Source organism: Olsenella profusa DSM 13989, from assembly GCF_030811115.1.
Taxonomy (GTDB): Bacteria; Actinomycetota; Coriobacteriia; order Coriobacteriales; family Atopobiaceae; genus Olsenella_F; species Olsenella_F profusa.
In genome coordinates this window covers 2,193,753-2,212,863 of sequence record NZ_JAUSQK010000001.1, presented here as the reverse complement: position 1 = coordinate 2,212,863, position 19,111 = coordinate 2,193,753, and the positions used below count along the sequence as shown (strand labels likewise).

The 19,111-nt window shown below is 67.3% G+C and carries 19 protein-coding genes; 18 read left to right on the top strand and 1 reads right to left on the bottom strand.

All coding sequences use genetic code 11. The features are described from left to right. From J2S71_RS10270 to J2S71_RS10185, 18 genes are all read left to right on the top strand, one after another. The gene (locus tag J2S71_RS10270) at positions 1-819 is read left to right on the top strand and encodes a segregation and condensation protein A (RefSeq protein ID WP_307391537.1); all 819 of its coding nucleotides are present in this window, start codon (positions 1-3) and stop codon (positions 817-819) included. Beyond that, entirely contained in the window at positions 819-1,535 is a 717-nt protein-coding gene (gene scpB / locus J2S71_RS10265; RefSeq protein ID WP_021724908.1) for an SMC-Scp complex subunit ScpB, read from the top strand. The genes J2S71_RS10270 and scpB overlap by 1 nt, the downstream gene beginning before the upstream one ends. Then, positions 1,528-2,340 (top strand): pseudouridine synthase, encoded by an 813-nt coding sequence (locus J2S71_RS10260; protein ID WP_307391533.1) that lies wholly within the window; start codon positions 1,528-1,530, stop codon positions 2,338-2,340. Before scpB ends, J2S71_RS10260 begins: the two co-directional genes overlap by 8 nt. Continuing rightward, complete coding sequence (locus J2S71_RS10255; RefSeq protein ID WP_021724878.1) at positions 2,327-3,001, top strand: histidine phosphatase family protein; 675 nt, start codon at positions 2,327-2,329, stop codon at positions 2,999-3,001. The genes J2S71_RS10260 and J2S71_RS10255 overlap by 14 nt, the downstream gene beginning before the upstream one ends. Before the next feature lie 4 nt (positions 3,002-3,005). After that, on the top strand, positions 3,006-3,683 hold the full coding sequence (gene cmk / locus J2S71_RS10250) for a (d)CMP kinase (RefSeq protein WP_021724907.1): 678 nt from the start codon (positions 3,006-3,008) through the stop codon (positions 3,681-3,683). A gap of 50 nt (positions 3,684-3,733) precedes the next feature. Continuing rightward, positions 3,734-4,519, top strand: coding sequence for a lysophospholipid acyltransferase family protein (locus tag J2S71_RS10245; protein ID WP_307391530.1), 786 nt, complete (start codon positions 3,734-3,736; stop codon positions 4,517-4,519). 4 nt (positions 4,520-4,523) lie between these two features. After that, entirely contained in the window at positions 4,524-5,378 is an 855-nt protein-coding gene (ispH, locus tag J2S71_RS10240; protein WP_021724910.1) for a 4-hydroxy-3-methylbut-2-enyl diphosphate reductase, read from the top strand. Positions 5,379-5,511: 133 nt separating this feature from the next. Further along, on the top strand, positions 5,512-6,834 hold the full coding sequence (der, locus tag J2S71_RS10235) for a ribosome biogenesis GTPase Der (RefSeq protein ID WP_307391527.1): 1,323 nt from the start codon (positions 5,512-5,514) through the stop codon (positions 6,832-6,834). Continuing rightward, the gene (locus J2S71_RS10230; protein WP_307391524.1) at positions 6,831-7,499 is read left to right on the top strand and encodes a glycerol-3-phosphate acyltransferase; all 669 of its coding nucleotides are present in this window, start codon (positions 6,831-6,833) and stop codon (positions 7,497-7,499) included. Before der ends, J2S71_RS10230 begins: the two co-directional genes overlap by 4 nt. Beyond that, a complete protein-coding gene (locus J2S71_RS10225; RefSeq protein WP_307391522.1) occupies positions 7,499-8,557 on the top strand; it encodes an NAD(P)H-dependent glycerol-3-phosphate dehydrogenase in 1,059 nt (352 codons plus the stop codon). The genes J2S71_RS10230 and J2S71_RS10225 overlap by 1 nt, the downstream gene beginning before the upstream one ends. Beyond that, positions 8,508-9,221 carry a ribulose-phosphate 3-epimerase gene (gene rpe, locus J2S71_RS10220; RefSeq protein ID WP_307391519.1) on the top strand — a complete coding sequence of 238 codons (714 nt, stop codon included), beginning with the start codon at positions 8,508-8,510 and terminating at the stop codon, positions 9,219-9,221. The genes J2S71_RS10225 and rpe overlap by 50 nt, the downstream gene beginning before the upstream one ends. Continuing rightward, complete coding sequence (locus J2S71_RS10215; RefSeq protein WP_307391515.1) at positions 9,222-10,391, top strand: cysteine desulfurase family protein; 1,170 nt, start codon at positions 9,222-9,224, stop codon at positions 10,389-10,391. Between the two features lie 32 nt (positions 10,392-10,423). Continuing rightward, positions 10,424-11,140, top strand: a complete 717-nt coding sequence (locus J2S71_RS10210) for a zinc ribbon domain-containing protein (RefSeq protein WP_307391511.1) — start codon at positions 10,424-10,426, stop codon at positions 11,138-11,140. After that, complete coding sequence (gene coaBC / locus J2S71_RS10205; RefSeq protein WP_307391508.1) at positions 11,140-12,366, top strand: bifunctional phosphopantothenoylcysteine decarboxylase/phosphopantothenate--cysteine ligase CoaBC; 1,227 nt, start codon at positions 11,140-11,142, stop codon at positions 12,364-12,366. The genes J2S71_RS10210 and coaBC overlap by 1 nt, the downstream gene beginning before the upstream one ends. Beyond that, complete coding sequence (locus J2S71_RS10200) at positions 12,359-13,204, top strand: deoxyribonuclease IV (RefSeq protein ID WP_307391505.1); 846 nt, start codon at positions 12,359-12,361, stop codon at positions 13,202-13,204. The genes coaBC and J2S71_RS10200 overlap by 8 nt, the downstream gene beginning before the upstream one ends. 3 nt (positions 13,205-13,207) lie before the next feature. Then, positions 13,208-15,025: an ABC-F family ATP-binding cassette domain-containing protein gene (locus J2S71_RS10195; protein ID WP_307391502.1), complete on the top strand. Its 1,818-nt coding sequence runs from the start codon at positions 13,208-13,210 to the stop codon at positions 15,023-15,025. Positions 15,026-15,032: 7 nt separating this feature from the next. Next, positions 15,033-16,769, top strand: coding sequence for an ABC transporter ATP-binding protein (locus tag J2S71_RS10190; protein WP_307391499.1), 1,737 nt, complete (start codon positions 15,033-15,035; stop codon positions 16,767-16,769). Beyond that, positions 16,769-18,619 carry an ABC transporter ATP-binding protein gene (locus J2S71_RS10185; RefSeq protein ID WP_307391496.1) on the top strand — a complete coding sequence of 617 codons (1,851 nt, stop codon included), beginning with the start codon at positions 16,769-16,771 and terminating at the stop codon, positions 18,617-18,619. The genes J2S71_RS10190 and J2S71_RS10185 overlap by 1 nt, the downstream gene beginning before the upstream one ends. 27 nt (positions 18,620-18,646) lie before the next feature. On the opposite strand, the gene J2S71_RS10180 is transcribed toward J2S71_RS10185, so the two are convergent. Further along, entirely contained in the window at positions 18,647-18,973 is a 327-nt protein-coding gene (locus tag J2S71_RS10180) for an MGMT family protein (RefSeq protein WP_021724895.1), read from the bottom strand. Positions 18,974-19,111: the final 138 nt, after the last annotated feature.

Sequence of the window (19,111 nt, the reverse complement as noted above, 5' to 3'; positions counted from 1 at the left end):
GTGTCGTTTGCCGTGCGGACAAAGGTGTTCAGCGGACCCTTCGACCTGCTTCTTCAGTTGGTGGGGCGCCAGAAGGTGGCCATCGGCTCCATCTCCATCGCCGAGGTCACCGACCAGTACCTCACCGAGGTGGAGCGCATGGGAACCCTCGATCTCGACGTGGCGAGCGACTTCGTTCTAGTCGCCTCCACGCTGCTGGACATCAAGGCCCAGGCACTCATGCCCGAGCACGATGCCTCACGTCCCCAGGAGGACGAGGGCGACCCCGAGGACGAGGGGCTCGCCAGCCTCTCGCCCGAGGCGGCGCGCGAGGTGCTCGTCCAGCGACTCATCGCCTATAAGCAGTTTAGGAATGCCGCCGCCGCACTGGGTGCGCGCAGGGAGGCGGAGGGCCGTATGCTGCCCCGTACGGCTGGCCCCGACCCCGAGTTCCTGGGGCTCATGCCTGACTACCTCGAGGGCATCTCCCTGCGCTCGCTTGCCGTCATCTGCGCGGACCTTGACAGCCGCCGTGAGGGGTTCCTGCTGGAGGCGGAGCATGTGGCCCCCAAGCGACTTCCCATCGCCCTCACGGTCGCCTCGGTCGACCGCATGACGCGCGCCAGGCCGCGCCTGACCTTCTCCGAGTTGCTCGATGGCGACCTGCGCGCGCAGACCGTGGTGGCAACCTTCCTGGCCATCCTCGAGCTCTCCAAGCGCGGGGTGGTGACGCTCTCCCAATCGGACGCCTTTGGTGAGATCGGCGTCAGTCGCATGGAGGGTGCCCCCACCTTCGAGCTGGACGATTCCGAGCTCACGAGCAGTGAGGAGGACCTCTGATGGAGGATCTTGAGCATCTGGACGATGGTGACCTGCGGTCCCGCCTCGAGGCGCTGCTGCTGGTCTCAAGCGATGCCGTGCCGGCCGTGGACCTTGCGAGGGCCCTGGGGGCCGCACCCGGTGAGGTGTCCGAGGCCCTGGCCGTGCTCGCGGCAGAGTACGCCGATGCCAACCGCGGTTTCCAGCTGCGTGAGGTGGCGGGGGGATGGCGGCTCTTCACGCATCCCGCCTTCCACGACGAGGTGGAGTCCTATGTCCTGAGCTGGGACACCCGCCAGCTGAGCCAGGCGGCGCTCGAGACGCTCGCCGTCATCGCCTACCATCAGCCCGTCTCGCGCGAGGGCGTGCGCGGCGTGCGCGGCGTCAACTCCGATGGCGTCATCGCCTCGCTCAGGGAGAAGGGCCTCGTGCGCGTGGCGGGTCACGAGGGGGCGCGCAACGGGGCGACGCTCTTTGGCACCACCCAGCGCTTCCTCGAGCAGTTTGGCCTGAGATCCCTCTCCGAGCTGCCCAGGCTCGAGGACTTTGCCCCCGACGAGGAGTCCAGGCGCTTCATCCGCGAGCGCCTTTCGGGACGCACCCTCTCGAGTACGCTCGAGGAGACGTCCGAGGACATCGATGACGAGCGTGACCTTCTGGATGACGATGGCGGTGTCTCCGATGACGAGGACGAGTCCGCCTTCGCGTGGGATGGTGGGGATGCCAGCGATGAGTGAGCCTGCGTCAGGGCACCCGCGCACCATGCGCCTGCAGCGATTCCTCGCCCGTGCGGGCGTGGCGAGCAGGCGCGGTTCCGAGGACCTCATGACCGCCGGACGTGTGCGGGTGAATGGCGAGGTCGTGAGCGAGCTCGGCAGCAAGGTGGATCTCGCCGTGGACGCGGTCACGGTGGATGACGTCCCCTGCACGCTGACCGACGATCATGTGTACCTCATGCTCTTCAAGCCCGCAGGCTGTCTGACCACCATGAGCGACCCCCAGGGCAGGCGCTGCGTGGCCGAGCTCGTGCCCACCCACACATATCCCGGCCTCTTCCCCGTGGGACGCCTCGATGCGGACACGACGGGCCTCCTGCTCTTCACCACTAATGGCGAGGTGGCCAATAGGATGCTGCATCCCTCGAACCATGTGGAGAAGCACTACGTGGCCCTCGTGCGTGGCACGCTGGGCGCAGGGGACGTTCGTCGGCTCGAGCAAGGCGTGTCCATGCGCACGGACAAGGCACGTCCCGCCCAGGTGGAGAGGATCGGCCCACACGACGGGCGTGCCCTTCCCGTGGTGGGCGAGGGGGTGCCGTACGGCTGCTCCGTGGTGGGGCTTACCATTCATGAGGGCAAGAAGCATCAGGTGAAGCGTATGCTCAAGGCCGTGGGCCACGAGGTCATCCGCCTGCACCGGGACGAGTTCGGTCCGCTCAAGCTCGGCAGGATGCTTCCTGGTCAGCTGCGCAGGCTCTCATTCGCAGAGCAGGCGAGTCTCGAGGCACTTCTTGAAGGGGGAGGAGACCATGGCAGAGGTTAATCGCATCCTCTTCATGCGTCATCCGCAGACCGTCGCCAATGTCCAGCACTTTCTCTCGGGCAGGAAGAACGTCGACCTCACGCCCGAGGGCGAGCGGCAGATGTTCCGGGCCATCGATGCCATCGAGGCATGGCGGCCCGACCGCATCCTGACGTCGCCCCTTGCGCGCTGCAAGGCCATCGGCGAGGAGGCGGCCGACCGCCTGGGCATCTCCTGCGTCATCATGGATGATCTGGCGGAGATCGAGTTTGGCTCCGCCCAGGGCCTGACCGTGGCACAGCTCCGTACGCAGGGCTATGACTTCCCCTGGTCCCGTGACGAGGAGGGGCACTCCCTGCCCGCACCGGGCGCAGAGTCGTTCGAGGACCTCATGGGTCGCGCGACGGGCGTGCTGGGGGAGCTCTCGCAGCTCTCGGGGCGTACGGCGTGCCTCACGCACGGAGGCTTCACGCGAGCGCTCGTGGGAGCCGCGCTCCACATTCCCTTGGAGACCTTCTGGAACCTCAGGCTACCCAACGTGAGCTCCCAGGTGCTTTCCTGGGACGGCGGGCGCTATACGCTGGCGGCGCTGGGGCTCTCGCCCGAGGAGGTGAAGCTCAGGGCCGAGCACCCCGAGCTGTTGGGCATGGATACGACCGTCACTATGGAGAGGGGCGAGTGATCTGATGATAGTTGCCATCGATGGGCCCGCAGGCTCCGGCAAGTCGAGCGTCTCGAAGGAGGTCGCCCGGAGGCGTGGCCTCACGTTCTTGGACACGGGCGCCATGTACCGCTGCGTCACGCTCGCCTGCCTGGATCGCGGCGTCAACCTGCGTGACGAGGATGCCGTGGCACGCCTCGCCCACGGCATCGCCATCACCTTCGGCATGGCGGCTGACGGCTCCCAGACCGTGCGCCTCGACGGTGCTGACGTGACGGAGGACATCCGCACGGCCCGCATCGACCAGAGCGTCTCCATCGTGGCGGCGCAGCCTCGTGTGCGCGAGCGCATGGTGGCGCTGCAGCGCGAGATGGGGGCTCAGGGAGACGTCATCGCCGAGGGGCGCGATGTGGGAACCGTCGTTTTTCCCCATGCCGACGTCAAGGTGTTCCTCACGGCCGATGCCGAGGCCCGAGCCCACCGTCGCGCCGTGCAACGCGAGGGTGGCGACACCGCCAAGGCCGACGCCTCGGTCAGCGTGGCCGAGGAGCGGCAGATCCTCGATGATCTCAGACGTCGTGACGAGCTTGACGTCACACGCACGGAGTCCCCGCTCAAGGCGGCGGCCGACGCGCACGTGCTCGATTCCTCCGGGCTCAGCTTCGACGAGGTCGTCGAAACCGTGATAGGCTACATGGGCTAGCGTAGGCAGACGTGTCTGTCGCCATGGTTGGCGACGGGAGAGGGTTCGACATGGCAGAGACGACCGCCGGCGCAGGCGGAAGGCAGGCGGGCACGGCGCGGGACGCAGGCAAGCTGCGCGCCTTCCACCGCAACACGCCCGATGACTACTTCACGCATGCCGTCAGGGACTTCCCGCTGCCTCAGCGCATCGCGTTCTGCATCGTGGTGCTCATCGTCACGGGTGTCTCCAAGCTGCTCTGGCGCTGGCACTTCGAGGATGGCGAGCTTCTGTGGAAGGACCGTCGTGGCCGCGTGCTCGTCATGAACCACGAGTCCATGCTCGATCCCGTCGTGGTGATCTGCTCACTCTACCTGCACGGCATCACCGTGCGCCCCATCTACAAGAGCGAGTTTGGCAAGACACGGATCGTCACCTGGTTCTTCTCGCATGTCGGCGGCATTCCCGTCAAGCGTTCCGCGGCCGACATGCAGTTCGTGCGCCGCTCCGAGGCGGCCCTCAGGCGTGGCGAGTGCATCCTCATCTTCCCTGAGGGGACGCGCGTGCGCTCGGATGACCAGCCCATCGAGTTCCACAAGGGCTTCGCCCTGGTCGCGCGCCTCGCCAAGGCGCCCGTGCAGCCCGTGGCCATCGTCGGTGCACGGGACATTACGCCCCAGGGCACCTATTTCAAGCGCTTCGTGAAGGTGCACTGCAAGGCGGGCGCCTGCATCAGCTTTGACGAGCTGGGCGTCAAGGGGCGCAAGGAGCAGGCAAACGCCATGGAGAAGGCCGTCATGGAGCGCGTGTACGGCCTCAGGGACGAGCTGCGCCGCGAGCATCCGGGAAAGATGTGAGGGCATGGCCACCATCCCCACCATCACCGTCGCCGATGAGGCGGGCGCCTGCTACGGCGTGGATCGTGCGCTGAGGATGGTGCGCGAGGCCGCGCGCGACTCCGTGAAACCCATCCACACGCTGGGGCCCCTCATCCACAACCCCACGGTCGTCTCGCAGCTGGAGGCATCGGGCGTGGGCGTCATCGAGGATCCGGCGGATGAGCCTGGTGGGACGCTGCTCCTGCGCACGCATGGCGTGACGCCCGCAGAGGAGCAGGTCGCGCGGAGGGCCCACGACGTGGTGCTCGATGCCACCTGCCCCTTCGTCGTGCGCGCGCACAAGGCGGCCGAGCGCCTGACCGAGGAGGGCTATCAGGTCATCGTCTTTGGCGAGGCGGGGCATCCCGAGGTCGAGGGCACGCTCGGCCACGCCCCCGGGGCTCTCACCATCTCGAGTCCCGCCGACCTCGAGGGCGTGGGGGTGGCCAGGCGCGTTGGCGTGGTGGTGCAGACCACGCAGGCGCGCGCGGCGCTCAGGGAGCTTGCCTCCGCCCTCATCGGAAGGGTGGAGGAGCTGCGCATCATCGACACCATCTGCGAGGCCACGACGCTGCGCCAGGCCGCTGCGGCACGCCTGGCGCGCGACTCCGACGTCATGGTGGTCATAGGGGGGCGCAACTCCGCCAACACGGGCAGGCTCGCCTCCATCTGCGAGGGCTTCTGTCCCCAGACGCATCACATCGAGCTCTCCTCGGAGCTTGATGCCTCCTGGTTTGCCGCAACCGAGCACATCGGCGTCACGGCGGGCGCCTCCACACCGCAGGAGCAGATAGACGAGGTCGTCTCGGCAATCGGGCATATGGTGGGGGTCGGATAGCGCGCACTGGGCTCATGTCCCGTGGCGGCGGCACGGACTCACGTTCAGGTCCCATCCCCTGGCCGGCGTCTGCGGTGTCGCCAGGCCGGGCATGCTAGACTGCTCCTGTCGGGGCACCGTAGCAAGGAGTGATATGCCCAAGCCAATCGTCGCGGTTGTCGGCAGGCCCAACGTGGGCAAGTCCACGCTGGTCAATCGCCTTGCCGTGACCCGCGAGGCCATCGTTCACGAATCTCGGGGCGTCACGCGTGACCGTTCCTACCACGACTGCGACTGGAACGGCCGCACGTTCACGCTCGTCGACACGGGTGGCATCGAGTCCGCCAAGAGCAAGGACGCCTTTGCGCCACGCATCCGCGATCAGGCCGTCATGGCCTGCAACGAGGCAGACGTGATCATCTTCGTCGTGGACGGCACCGTGGGCGTCACGGACGAGGATGAGGAGGTGGCCCGTGTGGTGCGCACGGCCAAGAAGCCCGTCTTCCTGGTGGTCAACAAGATAGACGATCCCGAGGCCGAGCTCGAGTCGTGGAACTACTACTCGCTGGGCGTCGGGGATCCTCGCGCCATCTCCGCCGGTCATGGCCATGGCACGGGAGACCTCCTCGATGACGTCGTGACCGCGCTGCGCGAGGACGAGGGCCCCGCCGAGCAGGACGACGCGCTCAGGCTGGCCATCATCGGCAGGCCCAACGTGGGCAAGTCATCGCTTGCCAACCGTCTGGCCAAGAGCAACCGCTTCATCGTGGCCGACCTCTCGGGCACCACGCGCGACGCCGTGGACACCATGATCAGCTGGAAGGGCCAGCGGCTCCGTCTCGTGGACACGGCGGGCATGCGCAAGAAGGCGCAGGTGCACGAGGATGTCGAGTACTACAGCCTCGTGCGCGGCCTTGAGGCCATGGACCGTGCGGACGTCTGCCTCCTGGTGGTGGACGCCACCGTGGGCGTGACCGAGCAGGACCAGAAGCTCGTGGGCATGGCCGTCGATCGTGGCTGTGGCCTCGTCACCGTGCTCAACAAGTGGGACCTCGTCGACTCCGCCGAGAAGCGCGACAAGGTGACCCAGAGCCTCGACCAGCGCATGGGCTTCGCAGCGTGGGCCCCTGTCGTCACCACGTCGGCCCTCACGGGCCGCTCGATCGATCGCGTGCTGACCGCCGCGACCAAGGCGGCCGCCGCACATGGCTCCCGCGTCAAGACGAGTCAGCTCAATGCCCTCATCACGAGGATCCGCGAGAGCGGATACACCGTCACGCGCAAGAACCGTCGCCTCAAGGTGCGCTACGGGACCCAGACGGCCACGAAGCCACCGGCGTTCACGCTCTGGTGCAACGCCCCCGACCTCGTTGACGACAACTATGAGCGCTTCCTCGAGCGTCGTCTGCGCGAGACCTTTGACCTCGAGGGCACGCCCATCCGCCTGCGCTTCAGGAGAAGGGACGACCCCAAGTGACGCCAACCGTGCTCGTCTGCACCATCATCTGCATGATCGTCGCATTCCTGCTGTGTGGCATCCCGTGCGGCCTGCTTGTGGCCAAGAGGCTCGCGGGCGTGGACGTGCGCACCGTGGGGTCGGGCAACATCGGCATGACCAACGTGGCGCGCGCCGCCGGCGGCAGGGCTGCGGCCATCACCTTCGGCCTCGACGTGGGCAAGGGCGCCGTTGCCATGGCGCTTGGGCGCCTCGTGCTCTCGCTGGTGGCGCGTGTTCCCTGGTCGGAGACGAGCGCAATGAGCCAGCTGGGCCTCTCCGCCTCGCTGCTCTTCGCAGCCTGCGTCTTCGGCCACATGTTCTCTCCCTACCTGGGCCTCAGGGGCGGCAAGGGCATCTCGGTGGGCTTCGGTGCGGTGCTGCTCCTGTGGTGGCCGGTCGGCCTTGCCATCCTTGCGGTGTTCCTGCTCTTCGCCCTTCCCTCACGCTACGTCTCGCTGGGCTCCATCGCCGCTGCCGTGGCGCTTGTCATATGCTCCCTGGCCATGGGCCTTGGGGTTGCGCGCTCCCTTCCGGTCGTGGCCGTGTGCCTGGCGGTCATCCTCAAGCATCGCGGTAACATCGCCCGTTTGCGCAAGGGCACCGAGAGCGCGTTTGTCATCCACCACACGGACAGGGACCGGTGATGGCGATGGCGTCACGCGTCTGCGTCATAGGCTCAGGCTCTTGGGGCACCGCCGCCGCGGGCCTCGTCGCCCGCAACGGTTCGGAGCGCCAGGTCGTGCTCTGGGCGCGCTGCGAGGAGGTCGCCACCTCGATCAACGAGTGCCATCGGAACCCCCGGCACCTGCGCGAGTATCGCCTCCCCGCCAACGTCTGCTCCACCACGGATCCCGCGGGGGCGCTTGAGGGTGCCGGCGCCATCGTCGTGGCCGTCCCCTCCAATCACCTGCGCGGCGTGTTGGACGCCTTCGCCGCATGGGTGCCGTCCACGACGCCGGTCCTGGTGCTCACCAAGGGCATCGAGCCCACGTCCCACCTCCTCATGACGGAGGTCGTCGCGGACGTGTGGGGCCACACCGATCGCATCGCTGCCCTCTCGGGCCCCAACCATGCGGAGGAGATCTGTCTCGGCATGGTGTCCGCGGCCGTGGTTGCCGCCCCAGACGGGCAGCTTGCCCGCGTGTTTCAGGGCCTGTTCGTCTGTCCCGAGTTTCGCGCGTACCGCACGAGCGACCTCAGGGGCGTGGAGGTCTGCGCCGCCGGCAAGAACGTGATCGCCATCTCCTGTGGCGTCTGTGCGGGATGGAACATGGGCGACAACGCCCAGGCCGTCCTCATGACGCGTGGCCTTGCCGAGATGAGCCGTGTCGTCGTGGCCTGTGGGGGCGACTCGCTCACCTGCATGGGACTCGCCGGCATGGGTGACCTCGTGGCAACCTGCACGTCGCATCACTCACGCAACCGCAGCTTTGGCGAGGCCCTGGCACACGGCGCCACGCTCGAGGGCTATGAGCGCGCGACGGGCATGGTGGTCGAGGGTGCGCGCGCGGCGCGGAGCCTTCATGAGGTGGCCCAGGAGCGTCACATAGAGATGCCCATCACCTCATGCGTCCATGCCATGCTCTACGAGGGCACGGATATCGGTCGTGCTGCCCAGATGCTGCTCGAGCGCGTGCCCAACGAGGAGTTCTATGGCATCCGTCCCCAGGGAGGAGGTGCTGCCACCGATGCGTGCGCATGACATCCTCGTCGCCCCCTCCGTGCTTTCGGCGGACTTCACGAAGCTTGGAGAGGACCTCTCGAGCATCAGCACCGCGGACTACGTCCACTACGACGTGATGGATGGACACTTCGTGCCCAACCTCTCCTTTGGGCCAGGCATCCTGAGGCAGGTCAAGGCTGCCACCAGCCTGCCCGTGGACGTGCACCTCATGGTGGAGGGTCCCGAGCAGAGTGCCCCGTGGTACCTTGAGGCGGGAGCCGACATCGTGACCTTCCATTGGGAGGCGCAGCGCCACGCCCATCGCATCGTGCAGCTCATTCATGCGACGGGTGCCAAGGCGGGCATCGCGCTCAACCCGGCAACGCCCGTGAGCGTGCTGGAGTCCATCATCGATGACATCGACCTCGTGCTCATCATGACCGTGAACCCCGGCCTCGGCGGGCAGGGATTCATCTCGTCCTCGCTGCGGAAGGTCCGTCAGGCCCGGGCGCTCTGCACGAGCCATGGCGTGTGTCCCCTCATCGAGGTCGACGGCGGCATCGGCGTGCGCACTGCCGAGGATGTCGTGAGGGCCGGTGCCACGATGCTCGTGGCGGGCTCCGCCATCTTCTCTGGGGACCATGCCGCCAATGTCGAGGCCATACGGGCCGCCGGCCAGTGCGGCCTGGCGAGGAGCGTGTAGATGGGCGGTACGCGCTTCACCTATCTGGACTATGCGGCCTCTGCCCCGATGCGCGCCGCCGCGCTCGAGGCGGAGCGTGCCTATGAGGCATCCGAGATCGCAGGCGCCAACCCTAACTCCCTGCATACCCTGGGGCGGCGTGCCGCCCGGGCGCTGGATGGCGCGCGTACAGACATCGCGCGGTGCCTGGGGGGTGGCTTTCGCCCCGCCGACATCGTCTTCACCTCGGGTGGGACCGAGTCCAACAACATCGCCCTGCATGGCATGGCGGAGGCCCTCCGCCTGCGCGAGCGCGGGCGGAGGCGCATCCTCGTCCTCTCCATCGAGCATGATTCCGAGGTGGATGTCGTTCCCTCCCTGCGCGAGCGTGGCTTCGAGGTCGGGTTCGTCCCCGTGGGGCGTGACGGCAAGGCGCGCCTCGACTGGCTCGGGGAGCACCTGGACGACTCCTGTGCGCTCGTCTCGCTCATGAGCGCCAACAACGAGACGGGCGTCGTGCAGCCGGTGGGGCAGGCCGCCCGGATGGCTCACGGGGTGGGCGCACTCGTGCACACCGACGCCGCCCAGGCCTTCGGACGCATCCCGCTCGACCTCGCTGACGTCGATGCCGTGAGCCTCGCCGCCCATAAGATCGGTGGGCCCGTGGGCATCGGCGCCCTTGCCCTACGCGGTCGGCGCCCCTTCCGCCCCCAGGCCTTTGGCGGCGGGCAGGAGCAGGGGAGGCGCCCGGGTACCCAGGACGTGCGGGCCGCCCTCGCCTTTGCCGCGGCGGCCCGCTACTGCACGGAGCACCTCGAGGAGTTTCGCGCGCTCGTCTCGGGGCGCGCACGCGCGCTCCACCAGCGTCTGGCCGAGGCGGACTGCGGCATAGAGCCCACCACGGATGGTGCGATGGGGGACGATCGCCTCCCTGGCATCGTCTCCGTCATGACGCGTCGAATCGACTCCGAGACGCTCGTCCTCAAGCTCGATCAGGCGGGCTTTGAGGTGTCGGCGGCGTCGGCCTGCTCATCGACCTCGCTCGATGCGAGCCATGTGCTCTTGGCGATGGGCATCCCCCGCGACGTTGCGCTCGGCTCGCTCAGGGTATCCTTTGATGAGCGTGTGAGCGAGGATGACCTCGTCCGGTTTGCCGATGCCCTGGTGGACGTCGTGCGTTCCGCCCGCTGAACCGCATACGGCTGTCACCCCAAGGGGGATTCATGAACGAGTACGAGGCACTTCTCAGGCTCCAGGACATCGACCTGGAGCTCATCCGGCTCAAGAGGGCCCTTCGGGACATGCCGCAGCGGAAGAGGATCGCTGCCATCGAGAGGGCCAAGAGCAAGCTGGCATCCGAGACGTCCAAGGTCATGGGCCAGCGCAAGGACGCCCAGATGGACGTCGACGACAGCGAGGCCGAGCGGGACCATCTGCTGGCCGTGCAGGCCGAGGTGCGTCAGCGCGCCGCCCAGACCACCAACCATCGCGAGCTTACCGACTTCGAGGCGCAGCTCACCTCCCTCGCCAAGAAGCTCGAGAAGAACGAGTACCGGTATGGGGGGCTTGTCGAGTGCCTCGACAAGCTCCAGAAGGCGGAGGGCAACGCACGGGCCATGCAGGGGAGGCTGGACGGACAGCTTGCCCAGGAGCAGGAGGCGCTCGAGAGGGGCTCGGGCGACCTCATGGCGCGCGTGCGCACGCTGGCGGGCGAGCGCAAGGACGTGCTCACCGACCTCACGGCCGAGACCAAGGCAACCTATGAGCGCTCATTCAAGCGCTTTGGGGGCCTCGCCGTCGAGCGTCTCCAGGGCAACGTGCCCAGCGTCTGCCGCGTGGCCCTGCAGCCTCGCCAGTATGCGGACCTCCATCGGCGGGGCCCCATCCACGAGTGCCCTTACTGTCATCGCATGCTCGTGACCGAGGAGGTTGCAGACTAGTGGGCGGGCGGAGGGTACTGCTTGCCGTCACGGGCGGCATCGCCGTCTACAAGGCCGTGGAGGTCCTGCGGGGCCTGCAGAGGGCAGGCTGCGACGTGCGCGTCGTCATGAGCGAGGACGCGACGCGCTTTGTGGGGACCCCCACCTTCGAGGCACTGAGCGGCCATCCCGTTATCACGAGCCTCTACGGCAACGAGGGGGACCCCATCCCGCACATCAGCCTTGCGGATGGTGCCGAGCTCTGCGTGGTCGTGCCGGCGACGGCTGACATCATGGCCAAGATGGCCTGCGGCATCGCGGATGACGCCCTCTCCACCACGTTGCTCGCCCTGCACTGCCCCGTGCTCGTGGCACCCGCCATGAACGTGCACATGTGGCGGCATCCCGCCACGCAGGCCAACACCCGAACGCTACGCTCGCGCGGCGTGCTGTTCGTGGATCCGGTGAGCGGACCTCTCGCGTGCGGGGACGTGGGCGAGGGCAAGCTTGCCTCCGTGGACGGCATCGTCGTCGCCGCCCTCGAGGTGCTTGGACAGGCTGCTGCGAGAGCCCAGGAGCTCGCCGGCAGGGAGGTCGTGGTCACGGCCGGTCCCACGCACGAGGCCATCGATGCCGTGCGCTACCTTGCCAATGCCTCCACGGGCAAGATGGGCTATGCCATCGCGGGGGAGCTGGCCGCCCGTGGCGCCCTCGTCACGCTCGTCTCGGGCCCCTGCGCGTTGGCCACGCCACGGGGCGTTCGTCGTGTAGACGTCGTTTCCGCCGCCCAGATGCACGATGCCACCCTCGCCGCGTTCGAAGGTGCGGATGCAGTCGTCTGCACGGCCGCCGTCGCGGACTACACGCCCGCGCACCCGGCCGACCACAAGCTCAAGAAGTCCCATGAGCACCTGGACGCCATCGAGCTTGTGGAGACCGCCGACATCCTGGCCGAGCTCGGACGCACCAAGCGCGGGCGCACGGTGGTGGGCTTTGCCGCCGAGACGGACGACCTCATCGCCAACGCACAGGCGAAGCTTGCCCGCAAGCACGCCGACCTCATCGTGGCCAACGACGTCTCGCGGGCGGACTCCACCTTTGGGGCGGACACGAGCCGCATCGCCCTCGTGGACGCCACGGGCGTGCGGCAGCTGGAGACGCTGCCCCTGCCCGACGTCGCCTGTGCCATCGTGGACGAGCTGGCCTGCCGTCTTGCCCCTCGGGATGGGGGCGCGCCTCGTGCCTAGGCTCTGCGTGGGCTGTCACCTCTCCATGGCCAAGGGGTATGCCGCCATGGGGCGAACCGCCGTTGCACTCGACGCTACGACCTTTGCGTTCTTCACGCGCAATCCCCGTGGGGGCACCGTCAGGAAGCTCGTGGAGTCGGATGTCGCCACCCTGCGTGACATCATGGCCGAGCATGCCTTTGGGCCCCTCGTGGCGCATGCGCCCTACACGTACAACCTCTGCTCCGCCAAGGAGGACGTCCGGGCCTTTGCCCGTCGCTCCATGGCCGAGGACCTCGAGCGTATGGAGGCCCTGCCCGGCAACCTCTATAACCTCCATCCGGGCAGCCACGTGGGGCAGGGGGCGGACTGTGGCATCGAGCTCATCGTGGAGGGGCTGAACGAGCTGCTCGAGCCCGGTCAGCGTACGATGGTGCTGCTTGAGACCATGGCCGGCAAGGGCAGCGAGGTTGGTCGCAGCTTCGAAGAGCTCGCACGCATCGTCGATGGGGTGCGCCACGATGAGCTTTTGGGCATCTGCCTGGATACCTGCCACGTGAGCGATACCGGGTATGACATCGCGAGCGACCTCGATGGCGTGCTCGCACAGTTCGACCGCGTGCTCGGCCTCGGGCGCCTCAAGGCCCTTCACCTCAACGACTCCAAGCATCCCGTCGGTGCCCGCAAGGACCGACACGAGAGGATAGGGGAGGGGCACCTGGGTGTCGCGTGCTTCGAGCGCATCGTCACGGATGAGCGGCTCCGCAACCTTCCCATGATTCTGGAGACCCCCAACGAGCCTTCGGGCTATGCGCGAGAGATCGCGCTGCTCAGAGGCCTTGCGGGTGAGAGGGGCTAGCGCATGGGCATTCTCATCGGCTGCGAGCACGTCTCGCATGAGTGGCCAGGCAAGCAGGTTCTCAAGGACCAGACGATCGCCGTCAACGAGGGCGAGCGCATCGGCGTCGTGGGGCGCAATGGCGACGGCAAGTCGACGCTCCTGGACATCATCGCCCGCACCGTCGAGCCGGATGGCGGCACCGTCACCTATCGCAACGGCATCCACGTGGGCTTCCTGGGCCAGACGGATGCCCTCTCGGATGGCGAGACCGTACGCCACGCCATCGTGGGCGACGCTCCCGCCTACGAGTGGGCATCGGATGCCCGGATCCGCTCCGTCATGGACGAGCTCGTGGGCGATCTTGACCTGGACGCCCGCATAGGCAGGCTCTCCGGTGGGCAGCGTCGCCGCTGCGACCTCGCACGCGTGCTCGTGGGCACCTGGGACGTCATCCTCATGGACGAGCCCACGAATCATCTGGACGTGCGGGTCATCGCCTGGCTGGCCGCCCACCTCAAGGGCCGCTGGCGCGCGGGTGAGGGAGCGCTCCTGGTGGTCACGCACGACCGCTGGTTCCTCGATGAGGTCTGCGAGCACATGTGGGAGGTGCACGATGGCGCCATAGACCCCTTCGAGGGCGGCTACTCCGCCTACATCCAACAGCGCGTGGAGCGCGCCCGCCAGGCGGCCGCCATGGAGGAGCGCCGCCAGAACGTGCTGCGCAAGGAGCTCAACTGGCTTGCGCACGGCGCCCGTGCCCGCAGCTCCAAGCCGCGCTTTCGCGTGGAGGCGGCCCGTGCGCTCCTTGCGGACGACCCACCGCTGCGCAACGAGATAGAGCTCAGGCACTTGGCCGTCAGCCGCTTGGGCAAGCAGGTAATCGAGATGAGGAACGTGAGCGCCGGCTATGGGGACGACGTGGTCCTGCACGACGTCGACTGGCTCATCGGCCCCGGGGATCGCATCGGCATCCTCGGCGAGAACGGTGCGGGCAAGTCGACGCTCCTCTCGCTCATGACTGGTCGGCTCCTGCCCCTCACCGGCCTCGTCAAGATCGGCAGGACGGTGCGCTTTGGCATCCTCTCGCAGAATCTGGACGCGCTGCACGCCAAGGACGACTGGCGCATGAGCGAGGTCGTGGCCGGCTACCGGCACTATGTGGTCATCGATGGCAAGGAGGTGAGCTGTGAGCAGCTGCTGGAGCGTCTGGGCTTCGAGCGGCGCGAGTGGCCCACCATCGTACGCGACCTCTCGGGTGGCCAGCTGCGCCGCCTCGCCATCATGTGCGTGCTTTTGGACGAGCCCAACGTGCTCGTGCTCGACGAGCCCGGCAACGACCTCGACACCGACATGCTCGCCGTGCTGGAGGACCTGTTGGATGGCTGGCCGGGCACCCTCATCCTCGTCACGCACGACCGCTATCTCATGGAGCGTGTGACGGACGACCAGTTTGCCATCCTGGATGGCACCGTCAGGCACGTGCCGGGCGGCGTGGACGAGTACCTCTCCCTCCTGAAGGAGTCCATGCAGGGGGGTCGCTCGGTCCCCGCCCGTGGCGACGTCGCCGCTGACGGCGGCCTGGACGTCGCGCGGACGCACCGGGCACCTACCCTCCCCAACAGGGAGCGGCGTGAGCTCAAGCGGCGCCTCGATGCCGTGGAGCGCCGCCTGGCCAAGCTCCGTGAGGAGCCCGGTCGTCTGCGGAGCGAGCTGATGGAGGTCGACCCCGCCAACTACCAGGCGCTCATGGACAAGCAGGCGGAGCTTGGGTCCGTGGAGCGCGAGATCGCCAGCCTTGAGGACGAGTGGCTGGGGCTCTCGGAACGTCTGGAGGGATAGCAAGGCCATGTTCGAGCTGTTGAGACGGTACCTCGGGCCCTATCGCGCCCGTGCCATCACGGGTATGCTCGCCAAGGTGATCGAGGTCGTCTTCGACCTCATCACGCCCCTGGTCATCGCCCGCATGGTCGATGAGGGTGTTGGCGCCCATGACGTGGGTGTCGTCCTACGCTATGGGGCGCTGCTGGCCTGCTTCGCCCTCGTGGGCTATGGGTCGACCCTCGTCTGCCAGAAGATGGCCGCCCTCGTCGCACAGGGCATGGGCACGGACCTGAGGCACGACCTCATGGAGAAGTCCATGGGACTCTCGCAGGCGGAGGTGGACCGCTTTGGGTCGAACTCCCTGGTGACGCGTACCATCAATGACGTCAACCAGGTGCAGCTGGCCGTGGCCATGGGCATCCGCCAACTCATGCGCTTTCCCATCCTGGGCATGGGCTCCGTTGTCGCGGCGCTGCTCATCGACCTCAGGCTCGGCCTCGTCTTCCTGCTGTGCGTGCCCACCATCTCCGTCGTCTTTGCGCTGGTCATGGCCAAGTCGGTGCCGTTCTTCCGCCTCATGCAGGAGAGGCTCGACCAGATCTCGCGCATCACGCGCGAGGCCCTCTCCGGCGTGCGCGTCATCCGGGCCTTTGGCCAGGAGGAGCACGAGACCAGGCGCTTTCGCGCCGCCTCCGAGGAACAGACGCAGGTGGCCATCGCCGTGGGCAGGCTCTCGGCCGTCCTGAGCCCGTCCACGCTCCTCGTGATGAACCTGGGCGTCGTGGCGATACTGTGGACGGGGGCCCTGCAGATCCAGGTGGGCGCGCTGACGCAGGGGCAGGTCATGGCCTTCGTCAACTACATGGGCCAGACGCTCATCGCCATCATCTACGTGGCCAACCTGGTCGTGCTCTTCAACCGTGGGTCGGCCAGTGCCCAGCGCGTCATGGAGGTGCTCGACGTCGCCATCTCCGTCACGGACGCTGGCACGAGCGAGCGGACGGTCGCGGCGGACGCACCGGCGCTTGCCCTGCGGCACGTCAGCTTCTCCTATGCGGGAGCCCCTCTCCCCTCGCTCTCGGAGGTCACCCTCACGCTGAGGCGCGGGGAGACCCTGGGCGTCATTGGGGGCACTGGTTCCGGCAAGTCCACGCTGGTCAACCTGCTGCCACGCCTGTACGATGCAACCCACGGCTCCGTGGGTGTGCTGGGCCACGACGTGCGCTCCTATCCGCTTGCGCAGCTGCGCCACCTCGTCTCCGTGGTGCCTCAGAGGGCCTCGCTCGTCTCGGGCACCATCCGCTCGAACCTCACCTGGCGCAAGGCGGATGCCACGGACGACGAGCTCTGGCAGGCCCTCGAGGCGGCCCAGGCGTCCGACTTCGTGCGCCAGATGCCCCAAGGCCTCGACGGGCGCGTCGAGGCGGGAGGCAAGAACTTCTCCGGCGGCCAGCGCCAGCGCCTCACCATCGCCCGCGCGCTTGTGGGCGCTCCCTCGATCGTGGTGTTGGACGACTCCGCCTCCGCCCTCGACTTCAAGACCGATGCACGTCTGCGCCATGCCCTGCACGACCTCGCGGGTGGCGTGACGTCGGTCATCGTCTCGCAGCGCGTCTCCGCAGTCATGCGGGCCGACCAGATCCTCGTGCTGGACCACGGCCACGTCGCTGGCCTGGGCACGCACCGTGCGCTCCTGGGAGACTGTGGGCTCTATCGCGAGATCTGCCTCTCGCAGCTCTCGAAAGAGGAGGTGGAGGCCTGATGGCCAATCCGTATGCGGGTGGTGGCGCGCCCACCTCCGTGCTCGCGACCGTCAAGGGCGAGGATGGTGCCGGCACCACCAACCGGATCCTCGAGCCCAGCGACCTCTCCTCGGGGGGCGTCATCATGCGTCTCATGCGGTACGTGAGGCCACACCTGACGTCCCTCGTCATGTCCTTCGTCATGGCGGCGGCTTCGGTCATTCTGCAGCTCTACGTGCCCATCCTCGTCGGCCAGGGAATCGACCTCATGCTGGGCACCGGATCGGTCGACCTCGTGGGGCTCGCACCCCTGCTGCGGCGCCTTGCCGTGATCGTCGTCCTTGCCGCGGTGACGCAGTGGGTCTCGCTCTTCTGCACGAACCGCCTGGCCTATGAGGCCTCGCGTGACCTGCGCAACGATGCCTACGAGCGCCTGGGTGCGCTCCCGCTCTCGTTCGTGGACTCCCACTCGCATGGCGACGTGCTCTCACGCGTGATCAACGACGTGGATGCCGTGGGCCAGGGCATGCTCCAGGGCTTCAACCAGCTCTTCAACGGCATCATGACCATCGTCGTCACCATCTGTTTCATGCTCTCGCTCTCGGCGAGCATGGCCGTGGTGGTCCTGGTGCTCACGCCGCTCTCCATCGTGGTCGCAGGCCAGATCGCCCGGCATTCCTCCAGGAGTTTTATGGAACAGCAGGCCATCCAGGGCGAGCTGACCGGTCTCACCGAGGAGATGATGGCCAACCAGTCGCTCGTCTCGGCCTTCGCACACGGCGCGCAGGCGACGGACGAGTTCCAACGGATCAACGAGCGCCTCTACGTGGCAGGGGAGCGGGCGCAGTTCATCAGCTCGCTCACGAATCCCTCCACCCGTGTGGTCAACAACATTACCTATGCCACCGTGGCCGTCGTGGGCTGCCTCTGTGTCATCACCGGGCATCCCTCTGTGCTCACCGTGGGGCAGGTGCAGAGCTTCCTCTCGTACACCACCCAGTACATGAGGCCCTTCAACGAGATATCGACCGTGGTCACGCAGGTGCAGGCGGCCTTTGCCTCCGCACGACGCCTCTTTGCCCTCATCGACGCCGAGGTGGAGGGGCCCGATGCTCCAGACGCGTTGACGGTTCCGGCGACCTCGGGCAGGCTCGACCTCGACCACGTGTGGTTCTCCTACGACAAGGGGCGCGAGCTCCTGTGCGACATCGACGTCCACATCGCCCCCGGCAGGCGCTTCGCCCTCGTGGGTCCCACGGGCTGTGGCAAGACGACCCTCATCAACCTGTTGCTGCGCTTCTATGACGTGGACAGGGGAGACGTGAGCCTGGACGGCACGGACGTGCGTGGCTACACGCGCAGGGCGCTCAGGAAGTCCTTTGGCATGGTGCTGCAGGACACCTGGCTCTTTGAGGGCACCATCCGCGAGAACATCGCCTATGGCATGCCGGATGCCACGGATGGGATGGTGGTCGCCGCTGCCAAGCGCGCGCATGCCCACAAGTTCATAGAGCAGCTTCCCCAGGGCTATGACACCGTGGTGGGGGAGTCGGGCGCCCTGCTCTCCGCAGGTCAGCGGCAGCTGCTGTGCATCGCCCGCGTGATGCTGCAGGATCCCACGGTGCTGCTGCTCGACGAGGCGACGAGCTCCATCGACACGCGCACGGAACTGCAGGTGCAGGATGCCTTCGACCGCATGATGGAGGGGCGCACCTCGCTCGTGGTGGCGCACCGCCTCTCGACCATCAAGAACGCGGACTGCATCGTGGTCATGCGCAACGGTCGGGTGATCGAGACGGGCACGCACGATGAGCTGCTGGCTAGGGGTGGCTTCTATGCCGACCTCTACGAGAGCCAGTTCGCCCGGTAGCGTCCTGTCCCTACACGCGCGCCCCGGCTATGCCTCCCATTGGAAGGCGTGCATGTCGACACGGCCATCGGGAAGGAAGCCCACGCCCTCGTCCTCAAGGAGCGCTCGCTGCGCCTCGGGTCCGCCAAAGGCAAAGCCCGGTGCCAGCGCACCGTCCTTGAAGACCACGCGGTGGCAGGGGACGCCCCCGGCCACGCCAGGACTGGAGTGCATGGCGAAGCCCACGAAGCGTGCCTTGCGGGGCTCTCCCAGCATGGCAGCGATCTGCCCGTACGTGGCGACGCGCCCTGCAGGGATCTGGCGAACGATGCCATAGGCCCTCTGGAAAAAGCCCGTGCGCGTGCTCACGGACATGACGGCCTCCTTTGCCGTGGGAGCGTTCTCTCGTCAAAGTGTACATTTAAAGCACATGAGAAAAATATCAACTGGGCTTTTGCAGGGCCAGGCGCATCGAATGTACACTTTGAATCGAGTCTCAACATATCAGTTTCC